The organism is Methylosinus sp. sav-2 (assembly GCF_004366495.1).
Classification (GTDB): Bacteria; Pseudomonadota; Alphaproteobacteria; order Rhizobiales; family Beijerinckiaceae; genus Methylosinus.
The window spans coordinates 114673-137717 of the sequence record NZ_SOEJ01000011.1 but is presented as its reverse complement, the minus strand read 5'-3'; the positions used below and the strand labels follow the sequence as shown (position 1 = coordinate 137717).

The window sequence follows — 23045 nt, the reverse complement described above, 5'->3', positions numbered from 1 at the left end:
TGCTTCGTCGCTACGCTCCTCGCAATGACGCGAACCGATTATCCGGATTGTCATGAGGAGCCGGCGTCTCGAAGGGTCGTCGAAGCGCCGCCCGCTGGAGCATCCTTCGAGGCTTTTTGCGTTCCACAAAAAGCGCCTCAGGATGAGGGGACTGAATTTCGGGCTTTTCCCATTTTGAGAATTCGCCGATGATCGGCGTCGTCCCCGGCGCTGGCGGAGTGGCGCGACGCGCCGGGGACCCAAAGCCGAACTCGTTACACTGCGGCTTCGGACGCCCGCCGGCTTCGACGCGCCGGCGGATGTGCGAGGACTGTCAATGCGTGTGGCGCAATAGCAGCAGCAACGCGATCGGATTGGTCGTCACATAGCGCAAGAACAGCCGGCGCGGCTCGAGCCGAAGACGGAAGGCCCATTCGAGCCCCGCCTTCTGCATCCACATCGGGGCGCGCTTCTTGGCGCCGGCCACGAAATCGAACAGGCCCCCAGATGTCTTGATCACTTTGACGTTTCGAAGGCGATCGCTCCATTTTCGCACGAATTCCTGCTCGCGCGGCACGCCCAGCGCCAGCCAGACGATATCGGGCGCCAGCTCGTCGATCTCGTCGATCTTGCGCTCCAGCTCCTCGCCGGTGAGATAGCCATGCGAGCGGCCGACGATGCGCAGGCCTGGAAAGCGGCGCATTGTGACCTCATAGGTCGCGCGATTGATCTCTTCCGTCGCGCCATAGAGGTAGAAGGTGACGCCCTCCCGCGCGGCCATTTCGGCGACGAGCGGATAGAGATCGGTGGTGGCGACGCGCTCCGGCAGCGCCCGCGCGCCCAGCAGGCGCGAGGCGAAGACGAACGGTTGGCCGTCGGCGCTGATGAGATCGGCCTCGTCGACGAGCTCGGCGAATTCGCGGCTGGCGCGGCGACGCGCCAGCACCTCGCCATTGACGGAGGTGAGATAGAGCGGCCCATTCTCCCGCGCGGGGCGGAGAGCCGCCTCGATCATCAGCCGCGCGGTCGCCGCGAGATCGAGCCGAGCGACGCGAACGCCGCCAACAGTGACCTCCTCGATGTCCCGGAACGCCGGTTTACGCTGGAACGCCATGAATACGCTACCCTTTTTTCGCCTGCCGTCCCGTTTCGAAACGTGGTCGGCAATGTCGAAGGGTAGGCTGAGAGATACGTGCCAGACAGAATCGGGGCTGTTCTGTGCGGATTCGAAACGGGATGACGGACGGAACTTCGGTCCTGTCCGCTCAAAGCGGCCGGCGGGCCGGCGAGGGATCGCTGTCCAGCCGCGCGAAGAGCAGATGGTCGCGCCATTGGCCGTTGATGTTGAGATAGGCCCGCGCGAAGCCCTCCTGATGGAAGCCATTGCGCTCCAGCAGCCGAATGGAGGCGGCGTTGGACGGCAGGCACGCGGCCTCGACGCGATGCAGGCGCTGGCGGCTGAAGGCGTAATCCAGCGCCGCACGCACGGCGCGGGACATATAGCCCTTGCCGGCATAGGGCTCGCCCATCCAATAGCCGAGCGTCGCCGCCTGGGACACGCCGCGCCGCACATGGCCGAGCGTCAGGCCGCCGACGAGAACATCGTCCGCCTCGCGGAAGACGAAGAAGGAATAGGCCTCGTCGCGCGCCATCTCCTCGGCGTGGCGGCGCACGCGATAGCGAAAGCTCCCGCGGGTGAGATCATCGGAGGGCCAGGTCGGCTCCCAGGGCGTCAGAAAGGCGCGGCTTCGCTCGCGCAAAGACGCCCAGGCGACGAAATCCCGCATCTCCGAGCTGCGCAGATAGACGCCATCGCCGCGCAGCGGCAGATCGCGATAGGCGGGAACGAGGCCGAAGAGCGCCATGGCAACCCTCTCAGACCGTGGCGCGCGCCGCGCGCGCGCGCTCGGAAATGAAGGCCGCGACCTTGCCGGAATCATTGTCGAGCACGGTGAAACGCTCGCGCGCGCCCTGAATATGCGCGAGATGCTCGGGCAGCGGCGGGCGCTTGCCGATGGCGCGCTCCACCGCATCCGGGAATTTCGCCGGATGGGCGGTGGCGAGCGAAACGATCGGCGTCGCGGGGTCGATCGCGAGGCGTTTTCTCGCCGAATGAACGCCGGTGGCGGCGTGCGGATCGAGAATATAGCCGGTCTCGCGATAGGTGCGGGCGATCTCTTGCGTCGTGTCGGCCTCATAGGCCGCGCTGGCCTCGAATTCCGCGCGGATCGCTTCGAGCGGCGCGGTGGCGACGGTAAAGCCCTTGGACTGATCCAGCGCGCCCATCAGCCCGCGAATCTGCGCGGCGTCGCGGCCATAGACGTCGAACAGCAGACGCTCGAAATTGGACGAGATCTGAATATCCATCGATGGCGATTGCGTCGGCGTCACGCCGCGCAGCTCATAGCGCCCGCTCGCCAGCGTGCGCGCGAGAATATCGTTGGAATTGGTGCCGATGACGAGCTTGCCGACCGGCAAGCCCATGCGCTTGGCCACATAGCCCGCCAGCACATCGCCGAAATTGCCAGTAGGCACCGCGAAGCTCACCTCGCGATGCGGCGCGCCGAGCGCGACGGCGCTCGTGAAATAATAGGCCGTCTGCGCGACGACGCGCGCCCAATTGATGGAATTGACGCCGGCGAGCCCGACGCTCTCGCGGAAGCGCGCGTCGCGGAACAGCGATTTCAGAATCGATTGCGCATCGTCGAAGGAGCCGCGCAGCGCAATGGTGTGGATGTTGGCGGCCTCGACCGTCGTCATCTGCCGGCGCTGCACATCCGAGACCCGCTCATGCGGATAGAGGATGAAGACATCGACCCGATCGAGCCCCGCAAAGGCCTCGATCGCCGCCGCGCCGGTGTCGCCCGATGTGGCGCCGACGATTGTCGCGCGCAGATCGCGGCGGGCGAGGACGGCGTCCATCATGCGCCCGAGCAATTGCATGGCGACGTCCTTGAACGCCAGCGTCGGGCCATGGAACAGCTCGAGGACGAAGAGATTATCGGCGATCTGCGTCAGCGGCGCGATGGCGCTGTGACGGAAGCTCGAATAGGCGCTCTGCGTCAGCGTGCGCAGCGCCTCGCCGTCGAAAGCCTCGCCGAGGAAAGGCGCGATGATGCGCGCGCTGGCTTCCGGATAGGGAAGGCCGGCGAGAGCAGCGATATCGCCGCGCGCCATCGCCGGATAGGAGACGGGCGCATAGAGCCCGCCGTCGGAGGCGAGGCCGGCGAGGAGAACGTCTTCGAAGGCGAGCTCTGGAGCTTCGCCGCGTGTGGAAATGTAGCGCACGGCGTCTCTTCTAACCCGCGAAGGCGGCGCCGGCAAAGTCCGAAGGCGCCGAAATCGTCGTGAGATTCGGCGCCGCTCGAGAATGAGCGGCCGCGTCAGCGCTGCTTCAGCCGGCCGAATGCGTAGAAGGCGAAGCCTCCGGCGACCGCCGCGGACAACGAGAACCAGGTGATGGCGTAGGAGAGATGATTATTGGAAAGCTCGATATTGTGATCATAGACGCGCGGCAGGCCGGGCGTCGGCGCCGCGGGATCGAGCTCGAGCAGAAAGGGCGCGGCGTCGGCGATCTGCAGATATGCGGCGAGCGCGCGCGCGTCGCCGGTGTAGAACAGCCCCTCCTGCGGCGAATCGGCGGGCGTGAAGAGATTGCGCGCCTGCGGCCCGCGCAGCAGGCCGGTGAGCGTGATGGGACCGGAGGGCTCGCGCTTGCGCGTCTCGTCGCCACGCTGCGATAGCGGCAGAAAGCCGCGATCGACCAGGATCGCGCCGCCTTCGTCGAGCAGCAGAGGCGCGATCACCCGATAGCCCGGCTCCACCCCCGCGCCGGAGGGCGGCGGCGAGAAGATCAACGCCTCGCGCGAAAGATCGAAATGGCCGGACGCTCGGACATGGGTGAAATCATAGTCCTGCGGCGCGAGAGCATCCCATTGCGCGCGAGGCGGCGGCGCGACGGGCACCGCCGTCGCGCGCGTCTCGACGCGCTCGATCAGCGCCTCTTTCCAGGCGAGGCGACGCAGCTGCCACACGCCGAGCCCGGCGAGCAGCGCCGCCATGAAGAGCGAAAAGATCGCCGGCCCGAGAAGGGCGCGCGCTTCAGCTCTCATCGGCGCGCTGCCCCTCCTCCGCCTTGTTGAAATATTGCAGCGCGATCAAGAGGCTCTTGGCCGGCCGCAGCAGGCCGGCGCAGACGATGACCGTCAGCGGCAGGAAGATCAGCCCATGCACCCAATAGGGCGGCGAATAGGCGACCTCGACATAGAGCGCCGCGCCGACGACGATGAAGCCGGCGATGGTCATCACGAAGACGGCCGGCCCGTCGCCCGAATCGGCGAAGGCGAGATCGAGACCGCAGACCTCGCAGCTCGGCGCGAGCGTGAGGAAGCCGCGAAACAAATGTCCTTTGCCGCAACGCGGGCAGCGGCCGAGCAGGCCGGCGACATAAGGATTGACGGTGGAGTGTTCGTCCGCGGCCATGATTTTCCTATCCCTTTTGCGAGGGCGAGAGATCGACGAAACGAAAAAAGCGCCGACGACCCCGCCGGCGCTTCTCTCGAGGAAGCCGAGATGGGCTCGTCCTGGTCACTCCATATGGCCGCCCCAGTTGCCCCACACATAGATGGAGGCGAACAGGAACAGCCAAACGACGTCGACGAAATGCCAATACCACGCGGCGAACTCGAAGCCGAGATGCTGATCCGGCTTGAACTGGCCGGCGAGCGTGCGCGCGAGGCAGACGATGAGGAAGATGGAGCCGACGATCACATGGAAGCCGTGAAAGCCGGTCGCCATGAAAAAGCTCGCGCCATAGATCGAGCCTTTGAAGGCGAAGGGCGCATGGGCGTATTCATAGGCCTGGACGCAGGTGAAGATCAGGCCGAGCGCGATAGTGGCGATGAGGCCCTTCTTCAGCGCGTCGCGATTGTTGTGCAGCAGGCCGTGATGCGCATAGGTGAGCGTCGCGCCGGAGGTGAGCAGGATCACCGTGTTCAGCAGCGGCAGATGCCAGGGATTGAGCACCTCTATCCCATGCGGCGGCCACACGCCCTGGAACAGCTCGGTGCGGGCGAACTGCTGCGGATCGGCCGGGAAGATCGCCGAGTTGAAGAAGGCCCAGAACCAGGCGACGAAGAACATCACCTCGGAGAGGATGAAGAGGATCACGCCATAGCGGTGATGCAACTGCACGACCGCGGTGTGATGGCCCTCATGCTCGGCCTCGCGGATGATGTCGCTCCACCATGACCACATGGTGAAGAGAATGCCGGCGAATCCGACGCTGAACAGCAGCGGGCCGCCGATCTTCACGCCCAGCAGCGGCAGGCCCTTCATCCAATAGATAGCGCCGATCGCGGTGAACAGCGCGGAGAGCGAGCCGACGAGCGGCCACGGGCTCGGATCGACGAGATGATAATCGTGATTTGGTTTCGCGTGTCCGTCCGACATATCAGTATCCTCGAGATTTCGCCGGCCGGGCCGGTCTCGTTCACAGGGCTCCATTCGCTCGAGTGGTTCGCCCCGCCGCGGACGCCCCCCGTCGCATTCTTTTTACGTCACGTCTTCGGCTTTACGCCGCTCGCCGCCTCCTTGGGCTTTGCTTCCTTGGGCTTTTTGGAGGCGAAGAAGGAATAGGAGAGCGTGATCTCCTCGACGTGGCGCATCGTCTCATCGGCTTCGAGCGCCGGATCGAGGAAGAACACCACCGGCCATTCGGCGCTCTCATGCGGCGCGAGCTTCTGCTCCGAGAAGCAGAAGCAGGCGAGCTTGTCGAAATAGGCGCCGGCCTGATCCGGGCTGACATTGTAGGCCGCGACGCCGCTCGTCTCCTGATCGGAGAGATTGACGACCTTGTAATAGATTGTCGCGGTCTCGCCGGTGCGCACCACGATGCGAGGCGTCTCCGGCTCGAAGCGCCAGGGCAGATCGCGCGCGACATTGGCGTCGAAGCGCACGCCGATGCTGCGCTCGCCGGGCTTGGCCGGCGCGAGCTTGGCGACCTGCGTCGTGCCGCCGAAGCCGGTGGCCGAGCAGAAGGCGCGATAGAGCGGGACCGAGGCGAAGGACAGAATCAGCATGGCCACGGAACCGCCGATCAGCAGCAAGGCGCCCCGGCCGTGGCCTTTCTCTCTATGATCCGCGCCCATCACGACCTCACCCGGCCCGCGGCACGACGTTGCCGCCGAGCTTCACTATGGTGACGAAATAGAAGAGCGCCACGAACAGGGCGACGGCGACGCCGATCGCTATGTTGCGGGCGCGGCGGCTCTTCGCCTGTTCCGGCGTGAGGACGACGCCCTCGCGCGGCTCGGATGTGTCTTCGGGTCGGCCGATCGTCATGGGTTGCTCCGCTCAAGCGAGCCAGGACGAGAGGGCGAGAAGCCTCTCGATCACCAGAACCATGAACAATAGGGACAAATAGACGATGGAGAAGAAGAAGAGGCGCATCGCCGCGCGGCGCGCCTTCTCGCCCTCGCGGCGCAGATAGACCTCGATGGCGCAGCCGAACAGCGCCGCGCCGAGCAGCAGCGAGACGACGCCATAAACCGGCGAGGCGAAGCCGAGCAGATAGGGCGCGACGCCGATGGGCGCGAGCACGATGGAATAGACGAGGATCTCAAGGCGGGTGCGCGTCTCGCCATGCACATTGGGCAGCATGGGAATGCCGGCGGCGCCATATTCCTCGCGCTTGACCAGGGCAAGCGCCCAGAAATGCGGCGGCGTCCACATGAAGATGATGCCGAAGAGAATGACGCTGGAAAGATCGACGGCGCCGGTCGCAGCGGCGAAGCCGACGACGGGCGGCAGCGCGCCGGCCGCGCCGCCGATGACGATGTTCATCGGCGTCGAGCGCTTCAGCCACATCGTATAGACGACGACATAGAAGAAGATGGTGAAGGCGAGCAGGCCGGCGGCCAGCCAATTGGCGACCAGGCCGAGCGTGAACACCGCCATTATGGAGAGGAAGAGGCCGAAGGCGAGCGCCTCCTCGCGGCCGAGACGGCCAGCGGGAATGGGCCGGCGGCGCGTGCGCGTCATCAGCCGGTCGATATCGGCGTCGTACCACATGTTGAGAGCGCCGGACGCGCCCGCGCCGACGGCGATGGCCAGCAGCGAGGCGAAGGCGATGAAAGGATGCGGAGCAGTCGGCGCCAGCAGAATGCCGGCGAGCGCCGTGAACACGACGAGCGACATCACGCGCGGCTTCAGCAGAGCGAAATAATCGCCCGGCGCGGCGACGGGCGCGCGCGGGGCCGAAGCTTCGTCGAGGATGAAGGAGGCGTCGCTCATGCTCTCACTCTTTTATTGGCGATCGTTCTCGTTCTCGATCTTTCGACGATCGTCTTGCACAGATCGTTCCGAAGGTCTCGCGGGGCTCTCGTCCCGGGAGAAGAGCCGGATCGCTCCGGCCGCGACAGCTTGCGCCGCGGCCGGAGGAATTGCCTCAGTGGTGGCCCGAGCCGGTGATGCGCGGCAGGGTCTCGAACTGATGGAAGGGCGGCGGCGAGGGCAGCGTCCACTCGAGCGTCGTCGCGCCCACGCCCCAGGGATTATTGCCCGCCTCACGCTTGCGCAGGAAGGCCTCCGCGACCGTGTAGAAGAAGAGCAGGACGCTGACCGCGGCGATGGCGGCGCCGACCGACGACCAATAGTTCCACAGCGCGAACGCGTCCGGATAGTCGATATAGCGGCGCGGCATGCCGGCGAGGCCGAGGAAGTGCTGCGGGAAGAAGACGAGATTGATGCCGACGAAGAGCAGCAGGAAATGCGCCTTCGACAGAGTCTCGTTGTACATGTAGCCCGTCATCTTCGGGAACCAGTAGTAGAAGCCCGCGAAGACTCCGAACACCGCGCCGAGCGACATGGTGTAGTGGAAGTGGGCGACGACGTAATAGGTCTCGTGCAGCTGACGGTCGGCGGAAGCGTTGGCCAGCACGACGCCGGTGACGCCGCCGAGCGTGAACACGAAGATGAAGCCGATCGCCCACCACATGGGCGCGCGGAAGGAGATCGAGCCGCCCCACATGGTCGCGATCCAAGAGAAGATCTTGATGCCGGTCGGCACCGCGATGACCATTGTGGCGAAGACGAAATAGCGCTGCGCGTTGAGCGACAGGCCGACCGTATACATGTGGTGCGCCCACACGATGCAGCCGAGGAAGCCGATCGACACCATGGCGTAGGCCATACCGAGATAGCCGAACACGGGCTTGCGCGAGAAGGTGGAGACGATGTGGCTGATGATGCCGAAGGCCGGCAGGATCAGAACATAGACTTCCGGATGGCCGAAGAACCAGAACAGATGCTGGAACAGGATCGGATCGCCGCCGCCCGCCGGATCATAGAAGGTGGTGCCGAAGTTGCGGTCCGTCAGCAGCATGGTGATGGCGCCGGCGAGCACGGGCAGGGTCAGCACCAGCAGGAAGGCCGTCACCAGCATGCCCCAGGCGAACAGCGGCATCTTGTGCAGCGTCATGCCCGGCGCGCGCATGTTGAAAATGGTGGTGATGAAGTTGATCGAGCCGAGGATCGACGAGGCGCCGGCCAGATGCAGCGACAGGATCACATAATCCATCGCCGGCCCGGGGTGGCCCGTGTTGGACGACAGAGGCGGATAGAACACCCAGCCGCCGCCGAAGCCGAGCGAGCCCGGAGCGCCCTCCGCGAAGGTCGACAGCACCACCAGCACCAGCGCCACGGCGAGCAGCCAGAAGGAGATGTTGTTGAGACGCGGGAAGGCCATGTCCGGCGCGCCGATCATGATCGGCACGAACCAATTGGCGAAGCCGCCCATCAGCGCCGGCATGACGAAGAAGAAGATCATCAGCACGCCATGGGCGGTGATGAACACATTGTAGAGATTCTTGGCCGCGTCGAGATTGGTCGGGTCGGTCCCGTGCAGCAGCGCGGAAATGCCCGGGAACACCGAGATGCCAGGATGCGCGAGCTCGGCGCGAATGGCCATGGACATCAGGAAGCCGATGAGGCCGCCGACGACGGCAAGGATCAAATAGAGCGTGCCGATGTCTTTATGGTTGGTCGAGAAGAGAAAGCGGCGCAGGCCGGTGGGATGGTCGTGGTGGGCCCCCGCCTCGGTCGAGATGGCGTCCATGGTCGTGATCCTCGAAGAATGCTTGGCTTTTGTTCGGTTGGGCGATGCGAGAAGGTCAGCGCGCGGCGCTCTCGTCGGCGACGCGCACGCGCCCGACGTCGGCCTGGGCGAACTTCTTCTTCGCCTCGACCAGCCATTCGGCGTATTTCTCCTTGGAGACGACGCGGATGGCGGCCGGCATGAACGCATGATCCTTGCCGCAGATCTTCGAGCACTGGCCGTAGAAAATGCCTTCCTTCTCGGCCTTGAACCACGTCTCGTTCAGGCGGCCGGGCACTGCGTCGATGCGGACGGTGAAGGCCGGAATCGTGTAGGAGTGGATCACGTCGGAGGCGATCACCTGCAGCTTGACGACCTCGCCGACCGGCACCACCGCCTCATTGTCGACCGAGAGCAGGCGGACATCGCCATTCTCGGGCTTCAGCTCGGCATCGGACTTCAGGAACTGGTCGAAGGAGAAGCCGCCGCCCTGATCCTCGGGATAGGCGTAGGACCAGTACCATTGATTGCCAGTGACCTTGATCGTCACCTTCGGCTCGGGAATCTCGACCTGATGCGCCAGCAGGCGGAAGGAGGGGATGGCGATGAACACCAGGATCAGCACCGGAACCAGCGTCCAGGCGACCTCGAGGCCGGTGTGATGGGTGAGCTTGGAGGGAACCGGATTGGCGTTCTCGTTGAAGCGCCAGCAGACGTAAATGAGAAGGCCGAGAACGAAGAGACCGATGAAGCTGATAATGGGCAGCAGAATGACATTGTAGAAAAACTGCGTCTCGGCGCCCACTTCCGTCACCGTCGTCGGAAGACCGAGACCTCCCGGCGAGGGCTGGCCGATCACCTCGGCGGATGCGACGCCCGCGAGCAGGAGCAGGGAGGATACGGCGCCGGCCATCAAGGCCGCGCGGCGGAGTGTGGGTCGTCTGCCGATGAGCATGAAGATCGCCTCTCGGACCTCAGGAACAAGGTCGTTATGATTTTGTTATCCGGTAGCTATAGATCGGCCCGAACCCGCCACAAATCCGGCCCGTCAGGTATTCCCACGCGGGTTCAACCACAAACAGCGGCGCCGCGCAATCGCTGCGGCGCCACAGTGTGCCTGACAAAAAGTCGCGCCACCTGCCTCTGCGCAAAATTGCGGCGTCGGCGCCCCGCCGCTTGACAGCGGGCGGCCATTTGCTACGCAGGACCGGACCTTCGAGGTTTTTCGTAACGCCCCGTTTTGGCCCGGTTTCGATCCTAAGGGCCATAGGAATCCGCATCGAAGAAAAGATGGAGCGAAAATGAGGCCGCACGCCGCCGTTCTCCGGCTCGCGAGGTTGCGACATGTGGTCGCGGGGCTGTTTTTCGCAGTCGCAGCATGGTCTGCGACCTCGCCCGCCGCGGCGCAGGGGGCTGTCAAATCGAAATATGGCGATTGGGAGATTCGCTGCGAGACGCCGGCCGGCGCGGCTGCCGAGCAATGCGCTCTGATTCAGAGCGTCGCCGCGGAGGACAAGGCCAATGTCAATCTCGTCGTCGTGGTGCTGAAGACCAGCGACGGCAAGAGCCGGCTGCTGCGCGTCATCGCGCCGCTGAATGTCTTGCTGATCAAGGGCCTCGGCCTCACCATCGACAAGACGCGCATCGGCGACACCGGCTTCGTGCGCTGCCTGCCGTCGGGCTGCGTCGCCGATGTGGTGATGGACGATGCGCTCGTCGACCAGCTCAAGAACGGCAAGACGGCCACTTTCGTCATCTATCTGACGCCGGACGAGGGCGTCGGCCTGCCCTTGTCGCTCGCCGGCTTCAAGGAGGGATTCGCCAAATTGCCGTGATGGCGGTAATGGCGTTTCTCATGCGCCGCCGAGTGGCGGGCTGAAGAATGAGAGGGCCGATGGACACGAGACCGATGATGCGGCGCTTTTTTGCGATTCTCTCGATTTCCGGCGTGGCGACGGGGCTCGCGGCGAGCGGCGCCCGCGCCTTCGACCTGCCCAATCCCCTCTCGGTCTTCGACGGCGGCGAGAAAGAGCCGCAAAAATCCGATCGGCCCGTGCAGGCCGCTCCCGGCGCGGCGGTGGACTGCCCGGAAATTCTCGTCGACACCGGCGCGGCGACGCTGCGCGTTCCGCCGGGCGCGGATAATTCCTCGGTGCGCTATCAGCTCTCGCTGTCGCATCTCGCGCGCGAATGCACCGTGTCGGGCGATCAGATTCTCATAAAGGTTGGCGTGGAGGGCGCGGCCGTGCTCGGCCCGAGCGGACAGCCCGGCTCTTTCTCCGGCGCGCTGAAGATCGCCGCGCGGCGGCAGAAGGACGAATCGATCCTCGCCTCCAAGACCTATCACGTGTCGGCGAGCGTTCCCGCCGGCGCCGCGCGCGGCGAGTTCCGCGTGATCTCGGAGCCTTTGGCGGTCCCCTATCTCGGCGCGCAAGCGGCCGATGATTACGAGATTCTCGTCGGCTTCGAAGGCGGCGCGGCGGACAAATCGGCCCCGGCGCAAAAGCGCCGCAAGCGCCACGCCCGCACTACAGAAGCTTCCCCGGATTGAGGATTCCCTTCGGGTCGAGCGCGGATTTGATCGCGCGCATCAGCTCGAGCGCCACCGGGTCCTTCACTCTGCGCAGCAGATCGCGCTTCAGCACGCCGACGCCATGCTCGGCGGAGACCGAGCCCGCATATTTCGTCACCAGCCCGTGGACGATCTCATTGATCTCCTCGCGGCGGGCGAGGAAGGCGGCGCGATCGGCGCCCTCGGGCTGCGAGATATTATAGTGGATATTGCCGTCGCCCATATGGCCGAAGGGCGTCGGCCGCGCGCCCGGCGCATGGGCGATGACGCGCGCGCTCGCCTCCTCGAGAAAGGCCGGAATCGATTCGAGCGGCACGGAGACATCGTGCTTGATCGAAGCGCCCTCGGGCTTTTGCGCCTCCGGCAGAGTCTCGCGCAGCTTCCATAGGCCGGCGCGCTGCTCCAGCGTCGCGGCGAGGGCGGCGTCCTCGGCTATGCCCTGCTCCATCGCCTCGCCGAGCAAGTCGGTCAGCAGCTCCTCGACGCCGCTCTCGGCGGGCGAGGCCAGCTCCATCAGCACATACCAGCCATGCGCGCCGGCGAGCGGATCGCGAACCCCGGCGATATGGCGCGTCGTGAAGTCGACGCCGATGCGCGGAATCAGCTCGAAGGCGACCAGCGCCGAGCCGGCGCGCGCTTTAGCGAGCGTCAGCAAGCTCAGCGCCGCGTGCGGATCGGCAAGGCCGACGAAAGCGGTGGCGCGCGAGCGCGGCAGGGGAAACAGCTTCAACGTCGCGGCGGTGATGATTCCGAGCGTGCCCTCCGAGCCGATGAACAAATGGGCGAGGTCATAGCCGGTATTGTCCTTGCGCAGCTTGGAGAGACCGGACAGCAGCCGCCCATCGGCGAGCGCCACCTCGAGCCCGAGCGCGAGATCGCGCGTCGCGCCATAGGCGATCACATGCACGCCGCCGGCGTTGGTGGCGAGATTGCCGCCGATGGTGCAGCTGCCTTCGGCGCCGAGCGAGAGCGGGAAATAGCGGCCGGCGGCTTCCGCTGCGGCCTGGACATTGGCGAGAATGACGCCGGCTTCGACCGTCATCGTGTCGGAAGCGGGATCGACCTCGCGAATCTTGTCGAGCTTTTGCAGCGACAGCACGATTTGCGCGCCGCTGTCGTCGGGCGTCTGGCCGCCGACGAGGCCTGTATTGCCGCCCTGCGGAACGACGCCGACGCCGGCCTCATTGCAGAGGGCGAGAACGGAAGCGACCTCGCGGGCGCTTCGCGGCTTGACGATGCAAGGAGCGCGGCCGAAAAACGCGTCGCGCGGCTCACGGAGATAGGCGGCCATATCGCCGGGATCGACGATGACGCCGCCACGTCCCACGATCGCGCTCAGGCGATCGAGCAGCCCCGTGTCATCGCGTCCTTTTTCGACGGCGGTCAGCGAAGATTGCCTCGATTGTGGGAGACCCTTCGAAGAAGGTCACCAGTGGCGACGACGACGATGCGCTTCATCGGTGCGGCGGACCCGCACATAAGCGGCGGCGGCGACAGGAAGTCCGCCGAGGACGATACTGCACAATGTTGCGGCGAGAAGCGCATTCATGTGACCATCTCCTTCCAGATTCGAGCCTAGCCTCCCGAGGAGCCGGCTCCCCACGCTGGACATGGACGCAAATCCTATGCCCAACTCGACAGGGCTGGCAAGACAAATTCCCCGCCCAGCCCCGAAACACTTTCTGAAAACCGTCCGTTGTCACATGAAATGCATCGACGGAATGTAGGATTTGCAGGGCCATTCCGCCATAGGTGGGCGCACGAAAAATTGCGCGCCGCCAGCGCTCGCGTCAGCGCGACAATAGCCGCCGGCGCGGCGCGATCTCGGACCCCCGCTCGAAGAGAGCGACCAGCTCGAGATGCGGCGAATGCCGAAATTGGTCGATCGGCGTGATGAATTTTGCGGCATATCCGCCTTTGCTCAAAACCGCGGCATCACGGGCGAAGCTCTGCGGATCGCAGGAGACGGCGACGATGCGACGCACGGCGGAGGCCGCCAGCGCCTCGGCCTGCGCCAGCGCGCCGGCGCGCGGCGGATCGAAGACGACCGCGTCGAAGCGGCTCAGCTCCTGAGGGTCGAGCGGACGGCGGAAGAGATCGCGCGCCTGCGACGAGATCGGCCGCAGCCCCCTCGCCGTGCGGGCGGCGCGGTCCAGCGCCTCCACCGCGGCCACATCCGAATCGATCGCCGTCACTTGCGCCTGCGCCGCGAGCCGCAGCGCGAAAGCGCCGACGCCGCAGAAGAGATCGGCCACGCGCTTGGCCTTCTCGCCGACGCCCTGCGCGACGAGGCGGGCGATGGCGGCCTCGCCCTCCGCCGTCGCTTGCAGAAAGGCGCCGGGCGGCGGGAAGACTTGCGTCTTGCCGATCATCACCCCGGGCGGGAGGCGCAACGTCACCAGCCGCCCATGATTGGCAAGACGGGCGAGATCGAGGGTCTCGGCGAGCTCCAGCAGCGCCAGAGTCTCGCGCTCCTCCAGCTCGCCGGCGCCGCGAATGTCGATATCCAGCCCGCCGGTCGCCGCGGTTACGGCGAGGTCGAGCGGCTTGCCGCGACTGGCGAGCGCCTGCGCCAGAGCGCGCGCCGCGGCAGGGGCGCCGGCGAGGCCCGGCTCGAGCAATGGGCAGGCGTCGATCTCGACGAGATCATGCGAGCGCGCGCGCATGAAGCCGACGCGCGCCGCGCCTTTCTCATAACGAGCATGGAAGGTCACGCGCCGGCGCCCGGCGCCATGGGCGTCGATCAGCGGCTCGACCGGCCAGTCGAGGCCGGCGTTGCGCAGCGCCGTCTCCGCGAGGCCGCGCTTCCATTGCGCATAGGCGGGCGCGGCCAAGGTCTGCACCGCGCAGCCGCCGCAAACGCCGTAATGCGGGCAGAAAGCCTCGATGCGATCCGGCGACGGCTCGAGAATATCCACGACACGGGCGCGCTCGCCCTCCACCTCGGCGAGGACCGTCTCGCCCGGCAGAGCGAATGCCGCGAAGACCAGCCCCTCCTCCGTGCGGGCGACGCCCTCGCCCTTATGGCCGAGACGTTCGATGACCAATCTTTGCAACATCAGGCCCGCCGCGCATGGAGGAGAAATTCGCGATTGCCGTCGCCGCCCTCGATCGGCGAGGCGATGACGCCGAGCACATGCCAGGCCAAAGCCTCGACCTCCGTGGCAATACGCGCGCAGACCTCGGCGTGGATGGCCTCGTCGCGCACGACGCCCTTCTTGCCCGCCCTGCGGCCGGCCTCGAATTGCGGCTTGACCAGAGCCAGGAGGCTCGCGCCCTCGGCCGCGAGCGGTAGCACCGGCGGCAGCACCAGCGCCAGCGAGATGAAGCTGGCGTCGATCACGATCAGCGACGGCGCCTCGGCCAGATGCGCGCGCGTCAGAGCGCGCGCGTCCAGCCCTTCCAGCGAGGCGACGCGCGCATCGCGCCGTAGCCGCTCGTGCAATTGGTCGTGGCCGACGTCCACCGCCACGACATGGCGCGCCCCGGCGCGCAGCAGCGCGTCGGTGAAGCCGCCGGTCGAGGCGCCGACATCGAGGCAATAGCGGTCCCGCGCATCGACGGCGAAAGCCTCCAGCGCATGGGCGAGCTTGACGCCGCCGCGCGAAACGTAAGGATGCGGGGCCTGAGCGACGATCTCCGCGCCGGGCGCGACGAGCTGCGACGGCTTGGCGATTCTGCGGCCGTCCGCCTCGACGAGGCCGGCGAGAATCGCCTCGCGCGCCTTGGCCCGGCTCTCGAAAAAGCCGCGCTCGCACAAAGCCACATCGGCGCGGAGCGGCCCCTGCGCGCTCACCATCTCAGCAATCGCGCGCCGAGCGCCGCTCCGGCAAGAGTGACGAGGGCGATGGCCAGCGAATACCAGACGGCGACGAAGAGCGGGCTGTCATCCGTGCAATGGGTGGCGTAGAAGCTCGCCGCCAGCGCGCCGGCGACGAGGCCGGCGACCGCCCCGGCGACCGCCGGCCGGCTGGGCGCGCCGCGCCGCAGCGCCAGCATGAGTATGGCGAGCGGCCCCGTCGCGATCAGCGGAATGAACAGGACGCAGGCGCGGGCGTTGTGGCCGACGAGCCGCGCGCCCCAGCTGTCCGCCGGCGCGGCAATGAGCTCGATGCCGACCGCCAGGAGGAGCGCGAGCAGAGCCAGCAAAGGCGCGAAACGCCAATAGCCCGGCTCGACGCCGGGCGTGGCGAGCCGCCGCAGCAGGCCGACGCCGGCGGCGAGCAGGCCGAGCGTCACCGCGAATTTGGCGAGAAAGCGCAGCGTGTGCACGGCCTCGCCGAGGTCGGCCCGCACGCCGATGAAGGCGAGGAGCATGGCCGCGGCGACGATGGCGGCGGCCGCGAGCGCGCCCACGAAAATCTGCGCGAAGCGAAAGCGCGAGGGCGCATGGTCCGCGACGAGCGCGCCGATCAGCTCTTCCGTTCTCATTTCTCGCCCCTCCGATAGAGCGCCGCCAGAGCCTTGATCGCGCGATGCAGAGCGACGCGCACCGCGCCCTCGCTCATTCGATAGCGCTCGGCCGCCTCCCTCACCGAATGTCCGTCGATCGAAAGGAAGCGCACGAGATCGCGCTGACGCTCGCCGAGCCCGCCGAGCAGTCGATCGACATCCTGGCGATCGACGCCATCGTCCGCCGCCTCGGGCGCCGCGAGATCGAAGGCGTCGTCGATCGGCAGCGGCGATTTTGCGCCGCGGCGACGGCGCGCGTCGATCAGCTTGTTGCGCGCTATGGTCATGATCCACGGCGAGATCGGCCGGTCCATATCCCAAGTGTCGCGCTTCAAATGAATGGCGAGCAGCGTCTCCTGCACGATATCCTCGGCCTCGCCGACATCGAGGCCGAGCCGCGCGCAGTCACGCCGGGCGACGCCGCGCAGCGTCGGCGTCAGCGACAGCAGCAGCCTCTGATAGGCGCCCGAATCGCCCGCTATGGCGGCGCGCATCAGCACGGCCCATTCCTCCTCGGCGTCTCGCGCTCCCAAATGCCCACCTTGCCATTCGTGAAAAAGCGCTCTCTCGTTACGTCATGCGCGGGGGATGCGTCGAGAGGCGCGTTTTCGGTTCCCGGATTTTCGTTTTTCGGTTCCCGGATTTTCATGGCGCGTCACAAAAACGCCGGACTATTCGCGCCTTCTTAACGAAAGAATCGCAAATCTATCGACGCGCCGCGCGACAGCGGCCTCGCCCGCCGCGGGCGCAGTCGGATTGGAGCTTCCCCTTGCGTAGGTTTTCGAAGTCCGTCTTTTCGTTGAGCGTTCTCGCGCTCGCCGGCGCCGGGACACAGGCGGCGATCGCCGCGGGCGACGCCTATGACGGCCAGGCCGAATGGGCGCAGCGCTATGACGCCGACCCGAGACTGACCGTCTCGCGCTCGACGACGCCCATCCTCTCCACGCAGACCGTCGCCGCGACCGAAACGGCCATGGCGCAGCTGCAGGAGATCGTCGCGCGCGGCGGCTGGCCCATGGTGCCGGCCGGCCAGCAGCTGCGGCTCGGCTCCAACGGCCCCGCCGTCTCGGCGCTGCGCCGCCGGCTCATCGTCTCGGGCGACATCGGCGCCGAGGCCGGAACGAGCCCCGTCTTCGACTCTTACGTGGAGGCCGCGGTGCGCCGCTTCCAGGCGCGCCACGGCGTCAACGCCACGGGCGTCGTCTCGACGCAGACCTTCGCCGCGCTCAATGTCTCCGCCGAGCTGCGCCTGCGTCAGCTCGAGACCAATCTCGTGCGCCTGCGCAGCTTCTCGCGCGATCTCGGCAATCGCTATGTGACGGCCAACATCCCCGCCGCCACTGTGGAGACGGTGGAGAACGGCGCCGTCGTCACCCATCACACGGCCGGCGTCGGCAAGATCGACCGCCAGTCGCCGGTGATGCAGACCAAGGCGATCCAGGTCAATTTCAACCCGTTCTGGACCGTGCCCGCCTCCGTCATCCGCAAGGATCTGATCCCCAAGATGCAGGCGGACTCCAACTATCTCTCGGACAATCACATCCGCGTCTACAATAAGGAGGGCGTCGAGCTCTCCCCGCAGCAGATCAACTGGAACTCGCTCGAGGCGCTGAACTACAAGTTCCGCCAGGACACGGGCGGCGATTTCAACTCGCTCGGCGTGGTGCGCATCGACATCGCCAACCCTTACGGCGTCTATATGCACGACACGCCGGCCAAGGGCATTTTCGGCGACGACTTCCGCTTCGTCTCCTCCGGCTGCATCCGCCTGCAGAATGTGCGCGACTATGTCGCCTGGCTGCTGAAGGAGACGCCCGGCTGGGACCGCGACCATATCGACGAGGCGATCCGCTCCGGCGAGCGCATCGATGTGAAGATTTCCCCCGCCGTGCCGGTCTATTGGGTCTATGTCACCGCCTGGGCGACGCCCGACGGTGTGATGCAGTTCCGCGAGGATATTTATCAGCGCGACGGGCTCGGCCTCACCGCCTCCATCCCGCAGCAATCGGCCCCCGCCCCGACGCCCGTGGCGTCCCGGCAAGCCTCCCGCTCGCCGCAGCTGCTGCCGGTGTTCGGCGAGGAAGAGAACTGAGCGAATGCGTTGGGAGCAGGCGCTCACGATCCTGCTCCTGCTCGCATTCTATCTCATTCCCTTCGCTTCGGTGCTCGCGACGCGCGGATGGCGCTCGCTCGCCGCCGTGTCGATCCTCTGGCTCGCAGTCATCGCGTTTTTGGCGCGGCCGCTCTTCGACCACCCGAGCGAACCGCGCTGCGGGCTCGGCGAGATGATCTCATTGATCGTCGCGACCCTGGTCGCCGCAGCTTTCGCCACGAGCTTCGTCGGACGCGTCCTGCTGTCGAGCAATCCGACGATGGCGCGCGCGCCGGCGGCGACGATGGTCGTCGCGCTCGGTCTCGCGGGTTTCGCCGGCGTCGCTTGGCTGTTCCGTGGCTTCTTCAGCTGAACCGGCGTCTACTTCGGCTGGAAACGCTCTCGCGTCTTTAGGACGGCTTGTCGACGGCGAAGGCCCATGCGCCGCCATCGAGATCGAAGCGATCGATCTGCGGCCAGCGCGCGCGCAAATGGCGCAGAATGTCCGACCGCACCGGCGACACATAATCCTCGGTCACGATCGGACGGAAGTGCTGAGCCGCCTTGAAATAGGCCGGCGCAGGCTGGCGGTTGATGTTGTCGGAGTCGAAGATGAACTCGACCGCGCGATCCGCATGATGCGGATGAATGCCGCGATGATCCGAGAGATAACGCGCGATCGTCTCGCGATCATAGAGCAGATGCATATGGCTCGGCAGCTGACGCTGCGTGAAATCGAGCGCCGGATTGCCGCCGTCGAGATAGAGATGATGGCCGGTCGCGCCCGTCCACACCGGGCCGAACTCGGTGAAGACGACGCCGCCATTCTTGGTGAGGCGCGCCGATTCGCGGCACGCGCCTTCGATATCGTGCATATGCTCCCACACCGACATGAAGACCACAGCGTCGAAGGAGCTGTCGTCGAATGAGGTGCGGCCGCAAATATCGCCGATGATGACCGGGAAGGCGGAGCCTTGCGCGTCGATGTGGTCTTCCCACAGAGCGAGGCGCTTGGCGGAGGCGATGTGCTCCTGCTCCATCAGCGATTGCGCCTGCGCCTCCGAATAGCCGACGAGCAGCACATTCTTTCCGGCGAGGCTCATATGCCCGCGAATCCGCTCGATGGAGTTGGGCGCGTAATTGAGCAGCGGTCCGGGATAGGCGAGCTTCTCGATCGGCGGCAGCTCATCGATGGGCGCGCTGTTCTCGTCGATCGCTTCGGTGAAATAGAACAGAAAGTCGAATTGACGCGGCGACGTCTTCAGCACATCGGGAATGTCGAGCTCGGCGACATCCTTCAGGGTCGGCGAATTCACATTCTTCAGCTCGGGCGTGTGCTCGGCCAGGAATTTGGCGACGACCTCTGCGTTCGACTCGCGGAAGCCGCGATGATTGTGCTTGCCGAAGCGCGTCGGCTTCGCCACCGCCTCCGTGTTGTCGCGCGTGCGCTCGACGATCGATTGCATCTTCAGCGCGAGCGCCTCCATGCCGCCCATGCTGGAGAAATGCCAGCCGCCATTCGGCACTCTGCGCTCATAGGAATAGAGCTCTCGGTCATAGCCGAGATTGAGACAGCCGCTGCGCGGGCTGATCGGATCGCCGATGCGCGCGCCTTGCGGCATGATGTTCTTCAGCAGGCCATATTGGCAGGCGACCGTGCCGAGCCAAGGCAGATTGTTGAAGTGGCTGATGGTCTCATTGTTCACGAAATATTTCTTCATCACCATCTCGAAAATGGCGATGTTGCGCGGATTGTCGAGCAGCGCGGGAAGCTGCTTCACGCATTCGGCGCGCGGAATCTCGTCTATATCCGACACCATGATGATGGCGTCGTCGGGAAGGCCCATCAAGGAGAGGGGACGCAGAATGCAGTTTCTCTGCAGATTTTCGACGATCCATCCGAGCTCGCGCGCGCTGCCGAAGGAGCCGGGCATGTCGTCGATCAAATAATGGAGAATGTCATAGCCGGCGTCGCGCAGCTCGGCGACCGCGTCACGGAGCAATATCGGCTTGGCCGCGCCGGTATGCGTCTTCGAGGATTCAACGACGACGAAAGCGTCGACCACATTGGTGAGCTCGGCGACCCGCACCATGAGCATGTCAATTTCGTTGAATCCGATGACACAGTCGACAATCTTTGGCATAGGCCACCATCGCTCCGAAACCTGAAGGCTGGCCCGTTTATCTCATGGCGTAGCGGGTGCTGTCCACAAAGGACTCCCGCGCCGAAGCAATGGCGCGCGCGCGTGCAATATCATTGCGCTGCAACATGACTGAAATCGCCGGCGTGGCCGCAATGGAGCGCGGCTCTACTGGCGCGGCGATCACGAATGACAGATCGGCCGCGCTGAAAAAAGTGCAGCGCGCATCGTCACGCTCGCGATGTTTTGCAGCATGCGCGGCTCTGCGCCAATGCTCTGGATTGTCGCGCGGAGCGCTGAACGACAGCGTTTTTCGCCGCTGCGAGGAGAGCCTACGCGCGACTCTTTACGACGCGCGCAGAGACGGCGAAGGCCGCGAAAGATCAATTCCCCGCGCGCTGGGCGCCGCCGCGATGGGCGCGCCATGTGCCGCCACATTTATCGGTGGAAGAGGACCATGCGCCCTGCCCGGTGTTGCCGCGCAGATTGCCGTGAGCGCGCGCGACATGGCCGCCCTGCGTGGTGAAGCGCGTCATAATGGCGCCGTCGCTTTCCACATAGCCCCAATGCGCCATGCGGCCGGCCGCGAGCGCCGCGGCGCCGGCCTGCGTGCCGACGAGCAGATCGCCGCGAATCTCGATGGAGTCGGGCAGCAGCCCCGGGCAGGAGCCGACCGTCGTGCGCGCCTCGAACACCCAGCCGCCGTCATAGCGGCTTGCCTCGGGCGCAGCGCTCGCCGATTCGCGCGGGGCCGCCTGCGCGGCGCCGACCGCCATCATCGAAGCAAAAACGAAAGTCCCCAGCCAACGCATCACCCGGCCTCCTCGCACGCACGTTGCAGCGTGTCGAACATATCGCCGCCGGCGTAAATAAATTCTGCAACGCCCGCCGCTCTGAGCGCCGTCTCGAGCTCTCCCGGCCGGCCGGCGAGATAGACCCGCGCGCCCGCCGCGGCGAGATCGCGCGCCGCCTCGACCGCTTTTTCCGCATAAATCGCGTCGGACGAGCAAATGCATGCGAGCTTCGCGCCGCTCGCGCGGAAGGCCGCCGCGATATCCGCGCCCTCCTCGCCGAACACGGCCTCTATGCCGCCCGCCTCGAAAAAATTCTTGGCGAAATTGGCGCGGGCCGTGAACACCGCCACCGCGCCGAGATTGGCGAGGAAGATGCGCGGCCGCGCGCCCTTCGCCGCCGCGGCGTCGGAACGATCGCGCAGCGTCTCGAAAGGCTCGGCGAGACGACGCGGCCGCAGAGGCGGCGATTTCAGCGCGCCGGCCGGCGCGGGGGCCTCGGCGAGCGAGGCGTCGAAAGGCGCCAGCGTCGCCACCGGCGCTTCGCCGATATCGGGAAAAGCGTTGGAGCCGGTGATCTTGTCGCGCGAGCGCGCGACATTCTGCGCACGCTTGCCGGCGACCTCGGCGATGCGGCCCTGGAAGGAGCCCTTCTCGAGAGCCGCGGCGAGACCGCCCTCGGCCTCGAGGCTCTGGAACTCCGCCCAGCCGCGCTCGCAGAGCGCCTCGGTCAGCGCCTCCATGCCGCCGGAGCCGCTCGCCGGATCGTCCACCGCATAGATGTGGGATTCGTCCTGCAGCACCAGCTGCGTGTCGCGGGCGAGGCGACGGGCGAAATCATCCGGCGCGCCGAGCGCCTGCGTGAAGGGCAGAACGGTCACGGCGTCGGCGCCGCCGATCGCCGCACCGAAAGAGGCGAGCGTCGCGCGCAGCAGATTGGTCCAGGGATCGCGCCGCGTCATCATGCGCCACGCCGTTTCCGCATGGACGAAGATCGGCGCCGGCGTGAGGCCGCAAGCCTCCTCCACGCGCGCGAACAGCCGCCGCAGAGCGCGGAACTTGGCGATGGTGACGAATTCATCGGCGTCCGCCGCGAGGCGGAAGGCGAGCAGCCCGCGCGCTTCGTCGAGCGCGACGCCGCCCTCCTCGAGGGCGCGCAGATAGGCGAGCGCGGCGGCGAGCGCGAAGCCGAGCTCCTGCGCCTCCGTCCCGCCGGCGGCATGGATCACGCGGGCGTCGGCGGCGACGGTCCCGAAACGATAGCCGGCGGCCGCGAGGCTCTTGGCGCGCGCCGCGAAGGATTTGCTCTCCTGCGCCCAAGGCGCGGGCGCGAAACCGTGCAGCGCCTTCGCGCCGAGCGGATCGAGCCCGAAGGAGAGGCGCGTGATGCTGGGCTCTATATGGGCGCGATCGATGAGCCGCAGCAACGTATCCACCGCTTTCGGCGCGGCTGGGGAAAACTCCACCAGCGCGGGAATTCCGTAGTCGAAGCGGATCTTGTCGAAGACATGGGCGAGCGCGTCCTCGCCATCGTCGGAAAGGCCCGTCCCATAGGCGCCCTGGGCGCCGGCGAAGACGATGTGCAAGCCGTCGGCGCCGCCCTCGAGATCGCCGAGCGCGAGGGCGTTGGCCGCATCGGCGCCGGAAACATCGACCCGCGCCAGAATGGACCAGCGGCCGGCCGTGGCGCGCAGCGCCCGCGGACCCGGCGCGGTCGCGCGCGGATAGAGCGGGGATATCTCCACCCCGTCATAGGTCTTGGATATCAGCCGGTCGAAGGACGCGCCCTTGAGCGCCCGGTCGACGATTTTGCGCCAGCCCTCCTCGTTTCCCGGTGGAAAAACGCCGGCCAGCGGCGCGTCTTGCAAACTCATGAGCGAGCCTCGAACAATGACGGGGTTGCGGGCGTCTTCTTGCATGAAGC

At 66.2% G+C, this 23045-nt stretch carries 24 protein-coding genes; 4 read left to right on the top strand and 20 right to left on the bottom strand.

Annotated features, from left to right (window positions below; translation table 11 throughout):
* Positions 1–313 precede the first annotated feature (313 nt).
* The 11 genes from EDE12_RS16810 to coxB all read right to left on the bottom strand — a co-directional run bounded on the left by EDE12_RS16810 (position 314) and on the right by coxB (position 9986).
* Positions 314–1093, bottom strand: coding sequence for a WecB/TagA/CpsF family glycosyltransferase (locus tag EDE12_RS16810; RefSeq protein WP_024878736.1), 780 nt, complete (start codon positions 1091–1093; stop codon positions 314–316).
* Positions 1094–1244: 151 nt separating this feature from the next.
* Positions 1245–1844, bottom strand: a complete 600-nt coding sequence (locus EDE12_RS16805; protein WP_026600176.1) for a GNAT family protein — start codon at positions 1842–1844, stop codon at positions 1245–1247.
* Between the two features lie 10 nt (positions 1845–1854).
* Entirely contained in the window at positions 1855–3267 is a 1413-nt protein-coding gene (gene thrC / locus EDE12_RS16800; RefSeq protein WP_026600175.1) for a threonine synthase, read from the bottom strand.
* 95 nt (positions 3268–3362) lie between these two features.
* Complete coding sequence (locus EDE12_RS16795; RefSeq protein ID WP_026600174.1) at positions 3363–4091, bottom strand: SURF1 family protein; 729 nt, start codon at positions 4089–4091, stop codon at positions 3363–3365.
* Positions 4081–4461: a DUF983 domain-containing protein gene (locus EDE12_RS16790; protein WP_024878732.1), complete on the bottom strand. Its 381-nt coding sequence runs from the start codon at positions 4459–4461 to the stop codon at positions 4081–4083. The genes EDE12_RS16795 and EDE12_RS16790 overlap by 11 nt, the downstream gene beginning before the upstream one ends.
* 105 nt (positions 4462–4566) lie before the next feature.
* Positions 4567–5430 (bottom strand): cytochrome c oxidase subunit 3, encoded by an 864-nt coding sequence (locus tag EDE12_RS16785; RefSeq protein ID WP_026600172.1) that lies wholly within the window; start codon positions 5428–5430, stop codon positions 4567–4569.
* Positions 5431–5537: 107 nt separating this feature from the next.
* Positions 5538–6128, bottom strand: coding sequence for a cytochrome c oxidase assembly protein (locus tag EDE12_RS16780; RefSeq protein ID WP_026600171.1), 591 nt, complete (start codon positions 6126–6128; stop codon positions 5538–5540).
* Between the two features lie 7 nt (positions 6129–6135).
* Positions 6136–6321: a hypothetical protein gene (locus EDE12_RS16775; protein WP_024878729.1), complete on the bottom strand. Its 186-nt coding sequence runs from the start codon at positions 6319–6321 to the stop codon at positions 6136–6138.
* Positions 6322–6333: 12 nt separating this feature from the next.
* On the bottom strand, positions 6334–7272 hold the full coding sequence (locus tag EDE12_RS16770) for a heme o synthase (protein ID WP_024878728.1): 939 nt from the start codon (positions 7270–7272) through the stop codon (positions 6334–6336).
* A gap of 154 nt (positions 7273–7426) precedes the next feature.
* On the bottom strand, positions 7427–9094 hold the full coding sequence (ctaD, locus tag EDE12_RS16765; RefSeq protein WP_024878727.1) for a cytochrome c oxidase subunit I: 1668 nt from the start codon (positions 9092–9094) through the stop codon (positions 7427–7429).
* Between the two features lie 55 nt (positions 9095–9149).
* Positions 9150–9986 (bottom strand): cytochrome c oxidase subunit II, encoded by an 837-nt coding sequence (coxB, locus tag EDE12_RS16760; protein ID WP_245511942.1) that lies wholly within the window; start codon positions 9984–9986, stop codon positions 9150–9152.
* A 388-nt stretch (positions 9987–10374) separates the two neighbouring features.
* On the opposite strand from coxB, the gene EDE12_RS16755 reads away from it, so the two are divergent.
* Both EDE12_RS16755 and EDE12_RS16750 read left to right on the top strand, forming a co-directional pair.
* Positions 10375–10908 (top strand): invasion associated locus B family protein, encoded by a 534-nt coding sequence (locus EDE12_RS16755; protein ID WP_024878725.1) that lies wholly within the window; start codon positions 10375–10377, stop codon positions 10906–10908.
* A gap of 59 nt (positions 10909–10967) precedes the next feature.
* On the top strand, positions 10968–11624 hold the full coding sequence (locus EDE12_RS16750) for a hypothetical protein (protein ID WP_024878724.1): 657 nt from the start codon (positions 10968–10970) through the stop codon (positions 11622–11624).
* Here EDE12_RS16750 and EDE12_RS16745 read toward each other — a convergent pair.
* The 6 genes from EDE12_RS16745 to EDE12_RS16725 all read right to left on the bottom strand — a co-directional run bounded on the left by EDE12_RS16745 (position 11602) and on the right by EDE12_RS16725 (position 16630).
* Positions 11602–12936 (bottom strand): FAD-binding oxidoreductase, encoded by a 1335-nt coding sequence (locus tag EDE12_RS16745; protein ID WP_245267434.1) that lies wholly within the window; start codon positions 12934–12936, stop codon positions 11602–11604. The genes EDE12_RS16750 and EDE12_RS16745 overlap by 23 nt on opposite strands.
* A 135-nt stretch (positions 12937–13071) precedes the next feature.
* Positions 13072–13194 (bottom strand): hypothetical protein, encoded by a 123-nt coding sequence (locus tag EDE12_RS22490; protein ID WP_256367021.1) that lies wholly within the window; start codon positions 13192–13194, stop codon positions 13072–13074.
* 241 nt (positions 13195–13435) lie between these two features.
* Positions 13436–14704 (bottom strand): methyltransferase, encoded by a 1269-nt coding sequence (locus EDE12_RS16740; RefSeq protein ID WP_198029898.1) that lies wholly within the window; start codon positions 14702–14704, stop codon positions 13436–13438.
* Positions 14704–15444, bottom strand: coding sequence for a TlyA family RNA methyltransferase (locus EDE12_RS16735; protein ID WP_026600166.1), 741 nt, complete (start codon positions 15442–15444; stop codon positions 14704–14706). The genes EDE12_RS16740 and EDE12_RS16735 overlap by 1 nt, the downstream gene beginning before the upstream one ends.
* Positions 15438–16076: an NrsF family protein gene (locus tag EDE12_RS16730; protein ID WP_026600165.1), complete on the bottom strand. Its 639-nt coding sequence runs from the start codon at positions 16074–16076 to the stop codon at positions 15438–15440. The genes EDE12_RS16735 and EDE12_RS16730 overlap by 7 nt, the downstream gene beginning before the upstream one ends.
* Positions 16073–16630 carry a sigma-70 family RNA polymerase sigma factor gene (locus EDE12_RS16725; RefSeq protein ID WP_026600164.1) on the bottom strand — a complete coding sequence of 186 codons (558 nt, stop codon included), beginning with the start codon at positions 16628–16630 and terminating at the stop codon, positions 16073–16075. Before EDE12_RS16725 ends, EDE12_RS16730 begins: the two co-directional genes overlap by 4 nt.
* Positions 16631–16896: 266 nt before the next feature.
* On the opposite strand from EDE12_RS16725, the gene EDE12_RS16720 reads away from it, so the two are divergent.
* Positions 16897–18189, top strand: a complete 1293-nt coding sequence (locus EDE12_RS16720; RefSeq protein WP_036291401.1) for a L,D-transpeptidase family protein — start codon at positions 16897–16899, stop codon at positions 18187–18189.
* A gap of 4 nt (positions 18190–18193) precedes the next feature.
* Positions 18194–18562, top strand: coding sequence for a hypothetical protein (locus tag EDE12_RS16715; protein ID WP_024878717.1), 369 nt, complete (start codon positions 18194–18196; stop codon positions 18560–18562).
* A gap of 37 nt (positions 18563–18599) precedes the next feature.
* On the opposite strand, the gene EDE12_RS16710 is transcribed toward EDE12_RS16715, so the two are convergent.
* The 3 genes from EDE12_RS16710 to EDE12_RS16700 form a co-directional block, all read right to left on the bottom strand.
* Positions 18600–20333, bottom strand: coding sequence for a methyltransferase domain-containing protein (locus EDE12_RS16710; RefSeq protein ID WP_026600162.1), 1734 nt, complete (start codon positions 20331–20333; stop codon positions 18600–18602).
* Between the two features lie 380 nt (positions 20334–20713).
* Complete coding sequence (locus EDE12_RS16705) at positions 20714–21142, bottom strand: hypothetical protein (protein WP_036291399.1); 429 nt, start codon at positions 21140–21142, stop codon at positions 20714–20716.
* Positions 21142–22995, bottom strand: coding sequence for a methylmalonyl-CoA mutase family protein (locus EDE12_RS16700; protein ID WP_024878714.1), 1854 nt, complete (start codon positions 22993–22995; stop codon positions 21142–21144). Before EDE12_RS16700 ends, EDE12_RS16705 begins: the two co-directional genes overlap by 1 nt.
* Positions 22996–23045 lie beyond the last annotated feature (50 nt).

Bases quoted from the DNA above. Each gene is read 5' to 3' on its own strand.
- EDE12_RS16810 (WP_024878736.1), bottom strand. From the start codon at position 1,093: ATGGCGTTCCAGCGTAAACCGGCGTTCCGGGACATCGAGGAGGTCACT.
- EDE12_RS16805 (WP_026600176.1), bottom strand. From the start codon at position 1,844: ATGGCGCTCTTCGGCCTCGTTCCCGCCTATCGCGATCTGCCGCTGCGC.
- EDE12_RS16795 (WP_026600174.1), bottom strand. From the start codon at position 4,091: ATGAGAGCTGAAGCGCGCGCCCTTCTCGGGCCGGCGATCTTTTCGCTC.
- EDE12_RS16790 (WP_024878732.1), bottom strand. From the start codon at position 4,461: ATGGCCGCGGACGAACACTCCACCGTCAATCCTTATGTCGCCGGCCTG.
- EDE12_RS16785 (WP_026600172.1), bottom strand. From the start codon at position 5,430: ATGTCGGACGGACACGCGAAACCAAATCACGATTATCATCTCGTCGAT.
- EDE12_RS16780 (WP_026600171.1), bottom strand. From the start codon at position 6,128: ATGGGCGCGGATCATAGAGAGAAAGGCCACGGCCGGGGCGCCTTGCTG.
- EDE12_RS16775 (WP_024878729.1), bottom strand. From the start codon at position 6,321: ATGACGATCGGCCGACCCGAAGACACATCCGAGCCGCGCGAGGGCGTC.
- EDE12_RS16770 (WP_024878728.1), bottom strand. From the start codon at position 7,272: ATGAGCGACGCCTCCTTCATCCTCGACGAAGCTTCGGCCCCGCGCGCG.
- ctaD (WP_024878727.1), bottom strand. From the start codon at position 9,094: ATGGACGCCATCTCGACCGAGGCGGGGGCCCACCACGACCATCCCACC.
- coxB (WP_245511942.1), bottom strand. From the start codon at position 9,986: ATGGCCGGCGCCGTATCCTCCCTGCTCCTGCTCGCGGGCGTCGCATCC.
- EDE12_RS16755 (WP_024878725.1), top strand. From the start codon at position 10,375: ATGAGGCCGCACGCCGCCGTTCTCCGGCTCGCGAGGTTGCGACATGTG.
- EDE12_RS16750 (WP_024878724.1), top strand. From the start codon at position 10,968: ATGGACACGAGACCGATGATGCGGCGCTTTTTTGCGATTCTCTCGATT.
- EDE12_RS16745 (WP_245267434.1), bottom strand. From the start codon at position 12,936: ATGGCCGCCTATCTCCGTGAGCCGCGCGACGCGTTTTTCGGCCGCGCT.
- EDE12_RS22490 (WP_256367021.1), bottom strand. From the start codon at position 13,194: ATGAATGCGCTTCTCGCCGCAACATTGTGCAGTATCGTCCTCGGCGGA.
- EDE12_RS16740 (WP_198029898.1), bottom strand. From the start codon at position 14,704: ATGTTGCAAAGATTGGTCATCGAACGTCTCGGCCATAAGGGCGAGGGC.
- EDE12_RS16735 (WP_026600166.1), bottom strand. From the start codon at position 15,444: ATGGTGAGCGCGCAGGGGCCGCTCCGCGCCGATGTGGCTTTGTGCGAG.
- EDE12_RS16730 (WP_026600165.1), bottom strand. From the start codon at position 16,076: ATGAGAACGGAAGAGCTGATCGGCGCGCTCGTCGCGGACCATGCGCCC.
- EDE12_RS16715 (WP_024878717.1), top strand. From the start codon at position 18,194: ATGCGTTGGGAGCAGGCGCTCACGATCCTGCTCCTGCTCGCATTCTAT.
- EDE12_RS16710 (WP_026600162.1), bottom strand. From the start codon at position 20,333: ATGCCAAAGATTGTCGACTGTGTCATCGGATTCAACGAAATTGACATG.
- EDE12_RS16705 (WP_036291399.1), bottom strand. From the start codon at position 21,142: ATGCGTTGGCTGGGGACTTTCGTTTTTGCTTCGATGATGGCGGTCGGC.
- EDE12_RS16700 (WP_024878714.1), bottom strand. From the start codon at position 22,995: ATGAGTTTGCAAGACGCGCCGCTGGCCGGCGTTTTTCCACCGGGAAAC.